The organism is Novosphingobium sp. BL-S-19 (assembly GCF_055521675.1).
Genome location: NZ_CM145497.1, coordinates 884,833 through 903,127 on the forward strand (window position 1 = coordinate 884,833; position 18,295 = coordinate 903,127).

At 71.9% G+C, this 18,295-nt stretch carries 1 protein-coding gene; it reads left to right on the forward strand.

The genetic code is table 11. The annotated features are described in order from the left end of the window. Positions 1 to 96 precede the first annotated feature (96 nt). The gene (locus ACZ1JV_RS03890; protein WP_465149671.1) at positions 97 to 18,279 is read left to right on the forward strand and encodes a hypothetical protein; all 18,183 of its coding nucleotides are present in this window, start codon (positions 97 to 99) and stop codon (positions 18,277 to 18,279) included. The last annotated feature ends 16 nt before the right edge of the window (positions 18,280 to 18,295 follow it).

Sequence of the window (18,295 nt, forward strand, 5' to 3'; positions counted from 1 at the left end):
ATTCCTGCTGTGCGGCGCCTGCCTTACAGCAGCGACAACCTGCCCCGGGGAGGGCGGGCGGAGCGGATTACCGGTCCAGAGCCGGGGGGGCTTACCTTGAACATCTTCGAAACTTTCGCCGGCCGTTCCACCGAAGGCGAGGCGACCAGCCGCGCCGGTACCGAAAACGGGGGCGCAATCCGCGTCGCCGGGACAGGTGGGGCGCGAAAGCTTCGCATGACTGCATCCGCCGCCACTTTGGCGGCATTGATGGTTCTGGGTGGCACGGTGCCGGTGGCCGCGTCCGCGGCGCCCACCCCCACGCCGACGCCGACACCTACCCCCACCCCGACGCCGGCTCCCATCGTCACGCCGCAAGTCGGCGCGCAGATCAAGAACCCGCTGACCGGCGCGTTCGAGACCGTCACGGAAGTGCTCTCCCCGGCGCAAGTGAAGACGGACGCCGACAACGTCATCCTGCTGGCGGACGAAGTGGGCCAGACCTTCGACGTTTCGGGTACCACGTATACCGTTACCGAAGTGACCAAGGACGGGGACGGGACGGTGACCTCGGTCAAGCTCTCGAACTCGGCCAACGACAAGATCAGCGACAATGCCGCGGTCACCTCGATCGCCCCGGCGACCAACGCCACCGGTGCCGACACGATCGCGCTGCCAAGCAATCCCGGCGACAGTGTCTATCGCAACGTCCAGCGCGGCCGCAGCGGTGGCAACGGGCATATCGGCCTGCTGTTCGTTTCCGCCGGAGACGGCGGTTCGGGCTCCAACGGCCCGAACATCACCGACACCATCAACGGATCGATCAGCTCGCAGTCCAGCGGGCTGGCGGCGGTTATCGTCCAGAGCATCGGCGGCAACGGCGGTAACGGCGGCGACGGCTATCTCGGGTCCGACGGCGGCACCGGCGGCAGGGCCGGCGTGGGCGGCAACGTCAATCTCGTCAGCAATGCCAGCGTCGTCACGACCGGCACCAATGCTTACGGCATTCTGGTGAGCAGTTCGGCAGGCAAGGGCGGCGCCGGCGGCGACGGCTGGCTTTCCAGCGGCGGTTCGGGCGGTGGCTCGCCGGGCGTGGGCGGCAATGCAGCGGTAACCAACAACGGCAGCGTGGCGACCAGCGGTGCCGGTTCGATCGGTATCCTGGCGCAGAGCCTTGGCGGTTCGGCCGGCAGTGGCGGTGACAGCTTCGGCCTCGTCGCTTCCAGCGGCGGCGGCAGCTTCGGCGGCAAGGGCGGCGATGTCCTGGTCAATCAGGACGGTGTCGTCCAGACCTCGGGCGATGGCGCGCATGGCGTGCTGGCACAGTCGATCGGCGGTTCCGGCGGCAGCGGCGGCACCAGCGGCGGCGTTTTCGCCGACTCCAGCTCGGGCGGCGCGGGCGGCCCCGGCGGCAATGCCACGATCACCGCCGATTCAGATTCCTCCACCAAGACCACCGGCGACTACGCCCACGCCTTCTTCGCGCAGTCCGTGGGCGGCGGCGGTGGCAATGGCGGCACGACGATCGGCGCGGTGGCGCTGGGCAGTTCGGGTAGCCAGGGCAGCGACGCCGGCACCGTCAACGTCAGCATCGACGAAGGCGCTTTCGTTTCGACGGCGGGCATTGGCTCCTACGGCATCCTGGCCCAGTCGATCGGCGGCGGCGGCGGCAATGCCGGCGTCAGCGGCGGCCTCGCGGCCCTGGGCGGCACCGGCGCGGGCGGCGGCAACGGCAATACCGTGCTGGTGTCCTCCGGCGCGACGATGGTGACCACCGGCTATTCGGGCAAGGGCATCTTCGCGCAGTCGATCGGCGGGGGCGGCGGTTCGGCGGCCGGTACCGGGGGTCTCGTCTCGCTCGGCGGATCGGGCGCGGGCGGCGGCAATGGCGGCCTGGTGCAGGTGACGCAGACGTCCGGCGGCTCGATCACCACTTCGGGCGCATGGGCCGATGCGATCTTCGCGCAGTCCGTGGGCGGCGGCGGCGGTTCGGGCTCCGGCTCGGTCGGTCTGGTCGGCCTTGGCGGTTCGGGCGCGAGCGGCGGCCTTGGTGGCACCGTGATCATCGACAATGACGGCGCTCTGAAGACCACCGGCGATTATGCGCGCGGCATCTTCGCGCAATCGGTGGGCGGCGGCGGCGGCTCGGGCGGCAATTCCACCGGCCTTGCTGCCATCGGCGGCAGCGGGTCCGGCACCAGCCCCGGCGGCAACGTCACCGTGAGCAACGGCGGCTCGATCTCGACCTCTGGCAGCCGGTCCATCGGCATTCAGGCGCAGTCGGTGGGCGGCGGCGGCGGCGACGGCGGCAGCTCCACCGGCCTGATCTCCATCGGCGGTTCCGGCGGCGGCGGCGGCAACGGCGGCATTGTCACCGTATCCAACAGCGGCATGATCACCACCAAGGGTGACGGCGCGCTGGGCATCATCGCCCAGTCCATCGGCGGCGGCGGCGGCAACGGGGGGTCCAGCAGCGGTCAGCTCGCCATCGGCGGTGACGGCGGCAACGGCGGCGTGGGCGGCAAGGTCGTCCTCAACCAGACCGGCCTCGTTTCCACATCGGGCGACGATGCGACCGCGATCTTCCTGCAGTCGGTCGGCGGCGGCGGCGGCAATGGCGGATCGGCCGTGGCGGCCGGCGCGTTCATTTCGGCCGGCTTCGGCGGTTCGGGCGGCGGCGGCGGTGCCGGCGGCGACATCTGCGTCAACACCAACAGCGCCTGCACCACGGCCAGCTCCAGCATGGGTGCGGCCTATATCGAGACCTTCGGCGACCGGTCGACCGGCCTCTTCGCGCAATCGGTGGGCGGCGGCGGCGGTAACGGCGGCTTCGCGCTTTCGGCCTCGGTGGGCATTGGCGGCAGCGCCTCCATTGCGTTCGGCGGCAGCGGCGGCTCGGGCGGTTCGGGCGGCACAGTGCGCGTGGGCCTGCAGGGCACCATCGCCACCAAGGGTGACCTTTCGGACGGCATCTTCGCCAGTTCGGTGGGCGGCGGCGGCGGCAACGGTGGCTTCTCGCTGGCGGCCAGTGCCTCGCTCGGCACGTCGCTGGCGATGAGCTATGGCGGCACCGGCGGCTCCGGCGGCGCGGGCGGTCTGGTCGACGTTGAGAGCGCGACCACCATCTCGACCGAGGGCGTGCAGTCGCGCGGCATTTTCGCGCAGTCGGTCGGCGGCGGCGGCGGCAACGGTGGCTTTTCGGGCAGCGCGGCGCTGGGCGTCGGCGCGATCAGCTCCACTTTCGGCGGCGTTGGCGGCGCGGGTTCGGATGGTTCGACCGTCAAGGTGGTCTCGGTCGGCAATATCTTGACCAAGGGCGATCAGTCGGACGCGATCTTTGCCGAAAGCGTCGGCGGCGGCGGCGGTAACGGCGGATTCGCCGTGGGCCTTGCCGGCGGGGCGGCGGGCGCGGCCAGCCTGACCTTCGGCGGCGGCGGCGGCAACGGCGGTGCGGGCGACGACGTAACCGTCTCCTCCACGGGCGACCTTTCGACCGAGGGCGTCAGCGCCAACGGTATCTTCGCGCAGTCGGTTGGCGGCGGCGGCGGCAATGGCGGCTTCGCTGTCTCCGGCTCGGCTGGCGGCATCGGCGCGATGTCGGCGGCCTTCGGCGGCAGCGGCGCGAACGGCGGCAAGGGCGCCAAGGTCACCGTTTCCAGCACCGGCACGATCACCACGGTGGGCGACCTGTCCAACGGCATCCTGGCCCAGTCGGTCGGCGGCGGCGGCGGTAACGGCGGCTTCTCGGCGGCGATTTCCGGCGGCGGCATTGCCGCGGCGGGCCTGTCGATGGGCGGCGCGGGCGCCAATGGCGGCGATGGCGACGACGTTTCGGTCACTTCGGACGGTGGCATCTGGACGCAGGGCGCGGCGGCGGCCGGCATTCTGGCGCAATCGGTCGGCGGCGGCGGCGGCAATGGCGGTCTGGCGATTTCGGCCAGCGGCGGCTGGGCCGGCGGCGCCTCGCTGGCGTTCGGCGGCGGCGCGGGCAATGGCGGCACGGCCGGCAAGGTCACGCTGGTCAGCACCGGCAATATTCTGACCGAGGGTGACAGCTCGCAGGGCCTCTTTGCGCAGTCAGTCGGCGGCGGCGGCGGCAATGGCGGCGGCGCCATCGCGGCATCGGGCGGCCAGGGCGGCGGCATCTCCGCCTCGTTCGGCGGCAAGGGCGGCGACGGCGGCTCTTCGGGCGATGTCAGCATCGACAGCACCGGAGACATCCAGACGCTCGGCAACAATGCCGATGCGATCTTCGCGCAGTCGCTGGGTGGCGGCGGCGGCAACGGCGGTTTTGCGATTTCGGCGGCGGGCGGCCAGTTCGGTGCGGTCAGCCTCTCGATGGGCGGCACCGGTGGCGTAGGCGGTTCGGCGGGCGACGTTTCGGTCGATTCCGATGGCGACCTGACGACTTCGGGCGACTTCTCGGCCGGCGTGCGCGCGCAGTCGATTGGCGGCGGCGGCGGTAACGGCGGCTTCGCGATCTCTGCATCGGGCGCCCAGTTCGGCGCCGTTGCCCTCTCCTTCGGCGGTGACGGCGGCACGGGCGGCGCGGCGGGTGACGTCACGCTCATTTCCACCGGCGATATCTGGACCGAGGGCAACTATTCGCAGGGCCTCTTCGCGCAGTCGGTGGGCGGCGGCGGCGGTAACGGCGGCTTCTCGGTCAGCGCGGCGGGCGCGCAGTACGGTGCGGCGGCGATCGGCTTTGGCGGCAAGGGCGGCACCGGCGGTGCGGCGGGCGACGCGGACCTGACCAATACCGGCGACATCGTCACCAAGGGCGACTTCAGCGCGGGCGCGCAAGTCCAGTCCATCGGCGGCGGCGGCGGCAATGGCGGCTGGAGCGTCAGCGCGGCGGGCGGCCAGTACGGCGCGGTTGCCATCGGCTTCGGCGGTAATGGCGGCGCGGGCGGCACGGCGGGCGACGTAACGCTCACTTCCACCGGCCAGATCGCCACGCAGGGCGACCAGTCGAGCGGCCTTGTCGCGCAGTCGATCGGCGGCGGCGGCGGCAATGGCGGTTTCTCCGCCAGCGTCGCGGGCGCGCAGTACGGCGCGGCGGCCCTGTCGTTCGGCGGCACCGGCGGCACCGGCAACGACGCGGGCACCGTCACCCTTGCCAACACCGGCGACATCTATACCGAAGGCACGCTGTCCAACGGCATCTTCGCCCAGTCGGTGGGCGGGGGCGGCGGCAACGGCGGCTTCTCCGTCGCGGTTGCGGGCGCGCAGTACGCCTCTGCAGCACTGGCGCTGGGCGGCAAGGGCGGCTCCGGCGGCAAGGGTGAGGCGGTTTCGGTCGTCTCCGCAGGCAACATCACCACGCTGGGCGATCAGGCGGACGGCATTCTGGCGCAGTCGATCGGCGGCGGCGGCGGTAACGGCGGTTTTGCCGTTTCCGGCACGTTGACGGCCAGCAGCGACGGCATTTCGGCCTCGGTCGCCGTGGGCGGCCAAGGTGGTTCGGGCGGCGAGGCGGGCGACGTCTCGCTGATCAGCACCGGCGATATTTCGACGAGCGGCGCCAGCTCGGTCGGGCTCTTCGCGCAGTCCGTGGGCGGCGGCGGCGGCAATGGCGGCTTCGCCGGCGCGCTCTCTCTCTCGGTCGGCAATGCCGTGGCCGTGGGCATCGGCGGTTCGGGGGGCACCGGCAATACGGCCGGCAACGTCACCCTCGGCTCGACCGGCAACGTCTACACTTCGGGCAACCTTGCGGCGGGCATCCAGGCCCAGTCCATCGGCGGCGGCGGCGGTAACGGCGGCTTCAGCCTGACCGCGTCGGCCACGGTAGAGGGCCAGTCCATCGGCAGCAGCAGCGGCGGCACTGGCGGCAGCGGCGGCCTTGCCGGCAATGTCGATGTGACCAGCCTCGGCACCGTGCAGACCACCGGCGAAATCGCGAATGGCATCTTCGCGCAGTCGGTCGGCGGCGGCGGCGGCAATGGCGGCTTCTCGATCAGCGCCAGCCTCTCGGCCAAGGGCGATTCCGATACGCAGAGCGTCGGCGGCAATGGCGGCACCGGCAACGATGCCGGCACGGTCAGCGTCTCGGCCACGGCGGGTGCCAATGCAGGCATCGCGGACTATTCCGTCGTCACATCGGGAACGGGTTCCAACGGCATCCTCGCGCAGTCGATCGGCGGCGGCGGCGGTTCCGGCGGCTTCTCGGTCGGCGGCGCATTCTCGGGCGAGGGCGATGCGTCCTCCAACCAGGTGGGCGGCAGCGGCGGCGCGGGCGGCAATGCGTCGACCGTCGATGTCGTCAACGTCGGCAAGATCCAGACCACCGGCAATATCGCCAACGGCATCTTCGCACAGTCTGTCGGCGGCGGCGGCGGTAACGGCGGCTTCTCCGTCGGCGCGGGCGTTTCGATCAAGGGCGACGCGGAATCGAGCGTCGGCGGCGGCGAAGGCGGCGCGGCGGGCAATTCGGACGATGTCAGCGTAGACACCACCGGCGCGATCTACACCGAAGGCGCCGCGTCCAACGGCGTGCTGGCGCAGTCGGTCGGCGGCGGCGGCGGCACCGGCGGCTTCTCGGTCAGCGCGGGCTTCAGCGCGGAAGGCGATTCCACCAGCGACAGCGTTGGCGGCGGCGGCGGTTCGGGCGGCAACGCCGGCAACGTCACGGTCGTGGCGCGCGAAGGCATCACCACCAAGGGTGACGGTTCCAACGGCGTCTTCGCGCAATCTGTCGGCGGCGGCGGCGGCTCGGGCGGCTTCGCCGTGGGCCTCGACGTATCGCTGAAGGGTGATGCGGAATCGAATGTTGGCGGCGGCGACGGTTCGCTGGGCGGCACGGCGGGCGACGTTTCGGTCACCACCGAAGGCACGATTTGGACCGAAGGCGCAGCGGCAGCGGGCATCTTCGCCCAGTCGGTGGGCGGCGGCGGCGGCAATGGCGGCTTCTCGGTCGGCGCGGGCTTCTCCAGCGAGGGCGGCTCGTCCTCCACCAGCGTCGGCGGTGCCGGTGCGGGCGGTGCGACGGCGGGCAACGTCACCGTCCATGCCGACAGCGACATCCAGACCAAGGGTACCGGATCCAACGGCATCTTGGCCCAGTCCATCGGCGGCGGCGGCGGTAACGGCGGCTTCGCCGTGGGCCTTGGCGTTTCGATCAAGGGCGACGCGGATTCCAAGGTCGGCGGTGGCGGCGCGGGCACTGGCTCGGACGCCGGCGATGTGACCGTGACCGGAACCGGCACGATCGTCACGCTGGGCGACCAAGCCAACGGCGTCTTCGCCCAGTCGGTCGGCGGCGGCGGCGGCAACGGTGGCTTCTCGGTCGGCGCGGGCCTCAGCCTCGATGGCGCGGCGACCAGCGACAGCGTGGGCGGCTCCGGCGGCGGCGGCGGCAATGCCGGTACCGTCACCGTGGACCGCACGGGCGACATCGGCACCAGCGGCGCCAATGCGAACGGCATCCTGGCCCAATCAGTGGGCGGCGGCGGCGGCAACGGCGGCTTCGCCGTGGGCCTTGGCGCATCCATGAAGGGCGACGCGGAATCGAGCGTTGGCGGCGGCGAAGGCGGCACGGCCGGCGACGGCGGGGACGTGTTCGTGTCCGACGTGGGCACGATCGTCACCAGCGGCACCAATTCGAACGGCATCTTCGCGCAGTCGGTCGGCGGCGGCGGCGGTTCGGGCGGCTTCTCGGTCGGCGCGGGCTTTAGCCTCGAAGGCGGGGCGACCAGCACCAGCGTCGGCGGTTCGGCCGGCGCGGGCGGCAGCGCCGGCACGGTTTCCGTCAGCCATGACGGCGATATCCAGACCACGGGTGCATCGGCCAACGGCATCTTTGCCCAGTCTGTCGGCGGCGGCGGCGGTGTCGGCGGCTTTGCCGTGGGCCTTGGTGCGTCGATGGATTCGGATGCCAAGTCCAGCGTCGGCGGCGGCGCGGGCGGCGCGGCCGGTTCGGCTTCGGACGTTACGGTGGACCAGACTGGCACGGTGATCACTTCGGGTGCAGCAGCCAATGGCGTGCTGGCCCAGTCGATCGGCGGCGGTGGCGGTGTGGGCGGCTTCTCGGTCTCTGCAGCGCTCTCCTCCTCGGGCGGTGCGGCTTCGGATTCGACCGGCGGCGCGGGCGGTTCCTCGGGCGATGCCGGTTCGGTCAGCGTTTCTGTCGATGGCGATATCCAGACCGACGGTGCGCAGGCGCGCGGCGTTGTTGCGCAGTCGATCGGCGGTGGCGGCGGTTCGGGCGGCTTTGCCGTCGGCGCCGGTGCCTCGATCGAAGGCGATGCGGAATCGGCGACCGGCGGCGGCGCCGGTGGCTCCTCGGGCAATGCGGGTAACGTCAGCGTTGCGGTGGACGGCAATGTCGTCACCAAGGGCGCGGCATCGGTGGCGCTGCTGGCGCAGTCGATCGGCGGTGGCGGCGGCGCGGGCGGCTTCGCCGTGGGCGCGGCGCTGTCCAGCAGCGGCGGCGCCACGGCGGAATCGACCGGCGGCGACGGCGGCTCGGCAGGCGATGCGGGCGACGTTTCGGTCACTCACACCGGCGGGATCGAGACGTTCGGCGCGCAATCGGGCGCGATCCTGGCGCAATCGATCGGCGGCGGCGGCGGTTCGGGCGGCTTCTCGGTCGGCGGCGCGCTGAGCGTTGAGGGTGAGGCGAACTCCACCATCGGCGGCGGCGCGGGCGGATCGGCCGGCAATGCCGGCACCGTGGACGTAGCCAATACCGGCGACATCTTCACCCACGGGGCCAATTCCACCGGCATCGTCGCCCAATCGATCGGCGGCGGCGGCGGTAACGGCGGCTTCTCGGTCTCCGCGGGCCTTGCGCTTTCGGGCGCGGATGCGGTTTCCAGTTCCACCGGCGGCGCGGGCGGATCGTCCGGTTCGGCCGATGATGTGAGCGTGACCTCGATCGGCAACATCAAGGTCGATGGCGATCACAGCCGCGGCATCGTCGCGCAATCGATCGGCGGCGGTGGCGGCACCGGCGGCTTCTCGGTCTCCGGCGCGATTGCCGCCAAGGGCTCGGGCGCTTCCGACAGCGTTGGCGGCGCGGGCGGCGCGGGCAATGCGGCGGGCAATGTCACGGTCGTTTCGGCCGGCCAGATCCTGACTTCGGGCGATGCCACCAATGCGGTGCTGGCCCAGTCGATCGGCGGCGGCGGCGGCGCGGGCGGCTTCTCGGGCAGTCTGGCGGCGGCGCTGGGCGGCGGCGCGGCGGTCAGCTCGGTCGGCGGTGCGGGCGGCATCGGTTCCGACGCGGGCAATGTGGACCTGACGCTCAGCGGCGCGCTCGGCACGCTGGGCAACGGCTCGGCGGCGGTGGTCGCCCAGTCGATCGGCGGCGGCGGCGGCGTGGGCGGCTTCTCGCTCGGCCTGGCGGCAGCATCGGACGGTGAGGGCGCCAGCGCCGTCACCGGCGGTTCGGGCGGCGACGGCGGCGTGGGCGGCAATGTCCTCGTCTCCACCAGCGCGCTGATCCAGACGCACGGCGCCCTGTCGGACGGCGTATTGGCGCAGTCCATCGGCGGCGGCGGCGGTTCGGGCGGCTTTGCCGTGGCCGGCACCTTGGCGCTGGGCGAAAAGGCGGCCTCCAGCGCCACGGGCGGCGCGGGTGGTTCGGGCCAGAACGCCGGCACGGTTACCGTGCAGAACACTGGCGACATCTACACCTTCGGCGCGGCGTCGAACGGCGTCGTGGCGCAGTCGATCGGCGGCGGCGGCGGCGTGGGCGGCTTCTCCGGCTCGCTCTCGATCTCCTCCACCTCGGAATCCGTGGCCAACAGCCTTGGCGGTTCGGGCGGCGTCGGCGGCGATGCCGGCGCAGTGAAGGTGGTGACCACCGGCAATATCCAGGTGCTGGGCGATCGTTCGATGGCGATCGTTGCGCAGTCCATCGGCGGCGGCGGCGGTTCGGCTGGCTTCTCGCTGGGCGCGTCCGCTTCCAAGGCGGCATCGGCTAGCGACGCGGTGGGCGGCAGCGGCGGCGCGGGCGGTGACGGCGGCACCGTGGAAGTGGCCAATGGCTCGACCGGCACGGTCGTGACCACCGGCAACTTCGGCTACGCCATTCTTGCCCAGTCGATCGGCGGCGGCGGCGGTTCGGGCGGTTTCGCCACGGGCGGCGCGCTCTCGCTGTCCGAAGGGGCAACCTCCTCGGTCGGCGGCGGAGCTGGCGGCGCGGCGGGTGACGGCGGCAATGTCGGCGTCAACAACTACAGCCTGATCCAGACCAGCGGCGACGGCGCCGTGGCGGTCTTCGCGCAGTCGATCGGCGGCGGTGGCGGCTCCGGCGGCTTCGCGGTGGGCGCGGGCCTTGCGGGCGGCAGCGACAGCACGCTTTCCAATGCCATCGGCGGCGGCGCGGGCAGCGGCGGTTCGGCCGGCACGGTCTCGCTCTACAACGACGGCACGATCCTGACGCAGGGCGCCAACGCGACGGCGGTGCTGATGCAGTCGATCGGCGGCGGCGGCGGCAACGGCGCCTTCGCGGTCAGCGGCGCGCTGGCCAAGGGCGGCGCGGCGAACAGCTCCATCGGCGGAGACGGCGGCACGGCGGGTTCGGCGGGCGACGTTACGCTGGTCAACTCGGCGAACGCCACGATCGTCACCGAAGGCGCGATGTCCATCGCGGTGCAGGCGCAATCGATCGGCGGCGGCGGCGGTTCGGGCGGCTTCTCGGTCGGTGCGGGCCTTGCCCTCGAAGGCGATGCCAGCTCCACTGTGGGCGCGGGTTCGGGCGGCGCGGGCGGTTCGGCCGGCGTAGTGTCCATCGACAACGCGGGCGACATCGGCACACGCGGCGACGGCTCGCTGGCGGTACTCGCACAGTCCATCGGCGGCGGCGGCGGTTCGGGCGGCTTTGCCGTTTCGGGCGGCCTCAGCGTCAAGGGCGGCGCGGCCAGCAATGCCGTGGGCGGACAAGGCGCGGGCGGCGGTGACGGCGGCCTCGTTTCGGTTACCAGCAGCGGCACGATCCAGACGCTGGGCGCCAATGCGACCGCGATCCTGGCCCAGTCGGTGGGCGGCGGCGGCGGCGCGGGCGGGTTCTCCGCCGGTGCGGCAGCGGCCAGCGCCGATGCGGCCTCCAACCTCGTCGGCGGAAGCGGCGGCGCGGCAGGTGCGGGCGGCGACGTCACGATCGCCAACAATGGCGGCACGATCACGACCGATGGTGACTTGTCCTACGCGGTCTATGCGCAGTCGGTCGGCGGTGGCGGCGGTTCGGGCGGCTTTGCAGCCGGCGCGGGCCTCAGCCTCGAAGGCGATGCCGAGTCCGGTGTGGGCGGCGGCAGCGGTGGCGGCGGCGGCGCAGGCGGCCTCGTCAGCCTCGACAACACCGGCACGATCGCGACCAAGGGCGCAGGCTCCGTGGCAGTCTTCGCCCAGTCGGTGGGCGGCGGCGGCGGTGCCGGCGGCTTCGCGGTGGGCGCGGGCCTGACCGCACAGGGCGGCTCGGCTTCGGACGGCGTTGGCGGTTCGGGCGGCGCGGGCGGTGCCGGCGGCGTGGTTTCGATCACGACCGATGGCCTGGTCCAGACCGAAGGCGCCAATGCGACCGCGATCTTCGCGCAGTCGGTCGGCGGCGGCGGCGGCAAGGGCGGCTTTGCCGTGGGCGCCTCCGCATCGAAGGCGGACAGCGCCTCGACCGTGGTCGGCGGCAGCGGCGGCGCGGGCGGTGACGGCGGCGAAGTCTCCGTGGCCAATGGCGCGAACGGTGCCGTTATCACGCTGGGCACGCTGTCCTATGCGGTCTTTGCACAATCGGTCGGCGGCGGCGGCGGTCAGGGCGGCTTCTCGGCCGGCGCGGCGCTGAGCCTTGAGGGCGATGCGAATTCGTCGGTCGGCGCGGGCGACGGTGCCGGCGGCGGCATCGGCGGCGTGGTTTCGCTGAGCAATGCCGGCAAGATCGGCACGGCCGGAGACGGCTCGATCGCGGTCTTCGCCCAGTCTGTGGGCGGCGGCGGCGGCGCCGGCGGCTTCGCGGCGGGCGGCGGCCTCACGATCGAAGGCGGCGCGGCTTCCAACTCGGTTGGCGGCGTCGGCGGCGCGGGCGGTGCCGGCGGCGTGGTGTCGCTGGTCAACACCGGCTCGATCCGCACCGAAGGCGCCAATGCCACGGCGGTCTATGCCCAGTCCGTGGGCGGCGGCGGCGGTGCCGGCGGCTTCTCGGTCGGCGCCAGCGCCTCGAAGGCGGACAGCGCCTCGAACGCGGTGGGCGGCAGCGGCGGAGCCGGCGGTGACGGCGGCGAAGTCTCCATCGGCAACGGCGCGGGCGGTTCGATCACCACACTGGGCGACTTCTCCTACGCGGTCTTCGCACAGTCGGTCGGCGGCGGCGGCGGTTCGGGCGCCTTTGCGGCTGGCGGCGCGCTCAGCCTTGAAGGCGACGTGGACTCCAGCGTCGGCGGCGGTTCGGGCAGCGGCGGCGGTATCGGCGGCAATGTCACGCTGAGCAGCCTCGGCGCGATCCAGACGGCGGGCGAGGGCGCGATTGCGGTCTTCGCGCAGTCCATCGGCGGTGGCGGCGGTGCGGGCGGCTTTGCAGCCGGCGGCGGTCTCTCGGCCGAAGGCGGCGCGACCTCCAACACGATCGGCGGTTCGGGCGGCGCAGGCGGTTCGGGCGGCACGATCACGCTGGAGAACGGCGGTTCGATCCTGACGCAGGGCAGCAATGCCACGGCACTCTTCGCCCAGTCGGTGGGCGGCGGCGGCGGAGTCGCCGGCTTCTCGACCGGCGGCGCGGCGTCCAAGGCCGGCGCGGTTTCGCAGGCGGTCGGCGGAGACGGCGGCACGGCGGGTGACGGCGGTGACATCACCGTCAGCAACGCGGCCGGCGGCAAGATCGAGACCGATGGCGCGATCTCCTACGGCGTCTTCGCGCAGTCGGTCGGCGGCGGCGGCGGTGCGGGCGGCTTCGCGGCCGGCGGCGCGCTGGCGCTGGGTGACGACGTGGAGAACGGCGTCGGCGGCGGCATCGGCGGAGCCGGCGGCCTTGGCGGCACGATCGCCATCGACAATGCGGGGCAAGTCGTCACGCTGGGCGACGCCTCGATCGCGATCTTCGCGCAGTCGATCGGCGGCGGCGGCGGTGCCGGTGCCTTCGCGGCGGGCGGTGGTTTCTCGGCCGAGGGCGCTTCGGCCAGTTCGTCGGTCGGTGGAGCCGGCGGCGACGGCGGCGCAGGCGGCAATATCACCGTTAGCAACAGCGGCCTCGTGGCGACGGCGGGCGATCAGGCGGTGGCGATCCTTGCCCAGTCGGTCGGCGGCGGCGGCGGCGTCGGCGGCTTTGCCGTCGGCGGTGCGGCTTCGCAGATGGATGCCGCGTCCGACACGATCGGCGGCAGCGGCGGCGCGGGCGGTATCGGCGGTGACATCACCGTAAACACCAGCGGCGCGGTCTACACCGAGGGCGCCTTCGCCTATGGCATTCAGGCGCAGTCGATCGGCGGCGGCGGCGGTAACGGCGGCTTTGCGGCCGGCGCCACCGTGGCGCTTACCGGCGATGCGCAGTCGACCATCGGCGGCGGTGCCGGCGGTGGCGGCGGTCTTGGCGGTGCGATCACGCTGACCAACAGCGGCACCATTGAAACGCTGGGTGCCGGGGCCGTTGCGGTCTTCGCCCAGTCCATCGGTGGCGGCGGCGGTGCCGGCGGCTTCGCAGGCGGTCTGACCGGATCGGGCCAGGGTGCCTTCGGGTCGACCATCGGCGGGGCCGGTGGCGATGCCAGCCAGGGCGGCGATATTACCGTCAGCAACAGCGGCCAGATCCATGCGGCCGGTGCCAATGCGGCGGGCGTTTTCGCCCAGTCCGTGGGTGGCGGCGGCGGCCTTGGCGGCTTCTCGCTGGCGGCGAACGGTGCGGTTTCCAGCATCTCCAACACGCTTGGCGGTTCGGGCGGAGCCGGCGGTAACGGCGGCGCGATCAGCGTCACCAATGCCGCGGGCGCGACCATCGTGGTCGATGGCGATCTGTCTTACGGCGTCTTCGCGCAGTCCATCGGCGGCGGTGGCGGTTCCGGCGGCTTCGCGGTCGATGGGACCATTGCCACCGGCGGTGCGGTCAATTCGACCCTCGGCGCTGGTTCCGGCGGCGGTGGCGGCAATGGCGGCGCAATCACGCTGACCAATGCCGGCAACGTGCTGGCACAAGGTGCGGGTTCGGTCGCGGTGTTCGGCCAGTCGGTCGGCGGCGGCGGCGGTTCGGGCGGCTTCGCGGGCGGGCTTTCCGTCGGCGCAGGCGGCGCGATCAGCCAGAGCATCGGCGGCGCAGGTGCCGGCGGCGGCAATGGCGGCGACATCGCGGTGACCAACAGCGGCGTGATCCAGACGCTGGAAGCCAACTCGATCGGCGTCTTCGCGCAGTCGGTCGGCGGCGGTGGCGGCCTTGGCGGCATGTCCATCTCCGGCTCGCTCAGCACCGGCAGCTCCACGACGACGAGCCTTGGCGGTTCGGGCGGCGCAGGCGGCGACGGCGGCACGATCACGGTCAGCAACAGCGGCGTGATCGATGCCAAGGGCGATCTGTCCTACGGCGTCTTCGCGCAGTCCATCGGCGGCGGCGGCGGCACGGCGGGAATGGTCGTTTCCGGCACGCTCAGCACCGGGCTTGGCGGCATGACCTCCGCACTCGGCGGCAGCGGCGGCGCGGGCGGCAATGGCGGTGACATCACCGTTACCAACAGCGGCACGATCCTTGTGGAAGGCGCGGCCTCGGTCGGCATCCTGGCGCAGTCGATCGGCGGCGGCGGCGGTGCGGGCGGCTTCACCGGCTCGCTGGCGGTCACCGGCGGCTCGCTGAACACGCAAGTGGGCGGCACCGGCGGTGCGGGCGGCGATGGCGGAGACGTTACCGTCACTTCCACCGGCAGCATCGTCACCCTCAAGGACGATTCCATCGCGGTCCTCGCGCAGTCCATCGCGGGCGGCGGCGGCCAGTCGGCCTACGCCATCGCCGCGCAGGCGGGCGCCTTCGACGGCGTGAACCTGACGCTGGGCGCGCAGGGCGAAGGGATCAGCGGCAAGCAGGGCAAGGTCGTCGTCAACCTCTCGGGCGGTGTGCTTCAGACGGCGGGCGCGCTTTCCTACGGCCTGCTGGCCCAGGCCATCGGCGCGGGCGGCGGCAACGTCGCGCTCTCCGTGCCCGATCCGCTTGAAGTCGGCTCGAACGGCCTGACCCTGCAACTGGGCAGCACCGGCGGCGTCGCGGGTGACGGCAACGTCATCGATGTGACCAACGCCAACGAAGTCCAGACCAAGGGCGCAGGCGCCATCGGCTTCGCGGCGCAGTCCATCGGCGGCGGCGGCGGTACCGAGGGCGTTACCGGGGACGTGGTGTTCGGCAGCGGCGATGCCGGCTGGTCCACCATTGTCGGCGGCAGCGGAGACTCGGCCGGTTCGGGCGCGGCAGTGACCATCGCCAATAGCGCGACGATCGTTACCGAAGGCGACGGGGCCCTTGGCCTGCTCGCCCAGTCGGTCGGCGGCGGCGGCGGTGTCGGCACCATGGCGCTCGGCCTTGCCGACGGATCGCTGGCGGGGGCTTCGCTCACCGTCGGCGGTGCGCAGACGACGGCGGGCAACGGTGGGGACATTACCTTCACCAGCTCCACGGGCGCCATCGGCACTTCGGGCAATCTCGGCTCGGCCCTCGTCGTGCAGTCGATCGGCGGCGGCGGCGGTGTCGCCACTCTGTCCTCGATGGAAGGTGGCGCGCTGGGCGACATCACCCTTGCGGCCGGTGCGACCGGCGGTGCGGGCGGTGACGGCGGCAACATCGTGCTCGACCAGAAGGCGGATGTCGTCACCAGCGGCACCGGTGCCAATGCGGTGCTCGTGCAATCGATCGGCGGTGGCGGCGGTCTGGCGACCCTCGACAATACCGGCGGTACCGGCACGGTCACGAACGTGGACCTTGGCGGCGCGGCCAGCGGTTCGGGCGGCACTATCGACTTTACCCTCGATGGCCGTGTCCAGACCACCGGCGCGGGCGCGGCGGGTGTCGTCGTGCAGAGCATCGGCGGCGGCGGCGGTTACGTCAGCGCCGTGGGTGCCAATGCGGACGGCCCGCTGACCCTGGGTGCATCGAACGGCGCGACCGGCAGCGGCGGCGACGTTTCGGTGGCGATCAACAAGACGATCACCACCACCGGCGCGGGATCGACGGCCCTCCTGGTGCAGTCGATCGGCGGCGGCGGCGGCGCGGCCACCGTGGTCGGCGCGGACGGCACGGTCCAGACGCTGGACGTGGTGGATGCCGGTGCGGTCAGCACCCTGCGTGCGGCGCGCATGGCCTCCATCGCCCAAACGGCGGCGATCACCAACGGCGTCGATGCCGGCGTGGTGGACGTTACCGTGGGCGCGGCGATCCGCACCAGCGGCGCCAATGCCAACGGCGTTGTTGTCCAGTCGGTTGGCGGCGGCGGCGCGGCCGTGGGTTCGGGCACCGGCGTGCTCGGCAGCTCCGGCATCGGCAATGCGGTGAACCTTACCGTGAACGCCGATGTGGTGACCACCGGCGCGGGCTCCAGCGCGCTCGTCGCACAGAGCACCGGCGGGCTTGGCGGCAGCGCAATCGCGCTGAACATCGGCGCGGTCAACGTCGTCGGCGGTCTGGGCGGCCATGCCGTCTCGCTGCTGGGCGGCGCGGACAACACGGTGACCACCTCCGGCAACCTGCAGACCATGGACGGGCAGGAAGGCCTGGTCATCTATGCGGAGGGCGGCAACAACACGATCGTCAACTCCGGCACCATCGTCGGCTCGATCGACCTGGGTGACGGCGTCGGCAGCTTCACCAACGTCAATGGCGGGATCTTCCTGGCCGGTTCGCTGGTCAACGTGGGTTCGGGCTCGTTCGTGAACTCGGGCATCCTCAATCCGGGCGGTGGCGGCGTCGTGTCGCAACTGGCGGTGAGCGGCGGCCTGACCCTGACGGCGCAGAGCGAATACAACCTCGACCTTGATATGAAGTCGAACACTGCGGACCGGGTCGTCGTATCCGGTGCGGCAGTGCTGGCGGGCAAGGTCACCACCAATCTCCTCAATCTGGGCTATGCCCGGACCGGGGCGAACGAGGCGGTGATCCTGGAAGCGGCCGGCGGCATCACCGGGCAGGATTCGGTCACGCTGGTCGCGCCGAATTCGGCGGTGGCAAGCTTCGCGCTCGACTACCCCTCGGCCACGCAGCAGGCGATCCGTTACACGATCGAATTCGCACCGGCCGGGCTCAGCGCCCGCCAGTCGATGATCGGCGGCGTGCTCGACCAGATCCAGCAGACCCCGACCGACGCCTTCGCGCCGACGGCCGCCGCGATCATCTCGATCCCGACGGTGGGCGCGCTGGGCACGGTCTACGACAGTCTGACCGGCGAAGGCGTGGTTGCGGCGCAAAGCGCGGCTTTGACCGCAGTAGGCAACAACCACGATGTGATCGACAACCAGATCGTCAGCCGCGTGGGCACTTTCGCCGCGCCCTGGCGCAAGGAACCGCTGGGCAACTTGTGGATGTCGGCACAGGGCGGCCGCCAGCGGCTCGACGGGACCGATGGGGCGCATGATACGCGCACCGACGGCTATGTCGTGCAGGGCGGCTGGGACTATCGTCCGGACGCGCGCAGCGTGATCGGTGCCAGCTTCGGCTTCGATCCGCAGAGCTTCTCGGTTCCGGGGGCAAGCACCTCGGGCAAGGCGAAGGTCTACACCGTGGGCGCCTATGGCGGCTTCCACCCCGGTGCCTGGACGCTCAGCGCGGACCTGCTCTACAGCGTGGCCAACACCGACTACTTGCGCGACATGTGGCTCTATGCCGACGGAAACGTGCAGGCGCGGGGCAGCTTCAAGATGCACGCATGGTCCGGCCGTGCCCAGGTTGCCCGCCAGTTCGGCAATGGCAATGTGGTGTTCCAGCCGTTCGCCGCCATCGAGGCCACCCGCCTGTCGCTGCCGAACTTCGTCGAAAGCCATGGCGAGGATCAGGACAACGCCACCTTGGGCCTGGCCTTCTTCGCGAAGGACTGGACGCGCGTACGCAGCCTGCTGGGCACGAACGTGGCGAACCGCGTCGATCTGTCGCCGGGCAAGGCGCTGGTCACCACGCTGCGCGCGGCCTGGGTCCACGACTTCGATCCGGATCGTTCGATTACCGCGGCTTTCGACGGGGCGACGAACTACCGCTTCACCACTTCGGGTGCACAGGCGGCGGCCAATACCGGGCGGATCGACCTGCGATCGACGTTGCAGATGCGCAATATCGACCTGCAGGCCAGCATCGGGGCCGATCTGGGCAGGGGCTACAACGACGTGACGGCCATGGTCGGCGTCCGGTTCCACATGTGATCCGCGACGTCAGGAC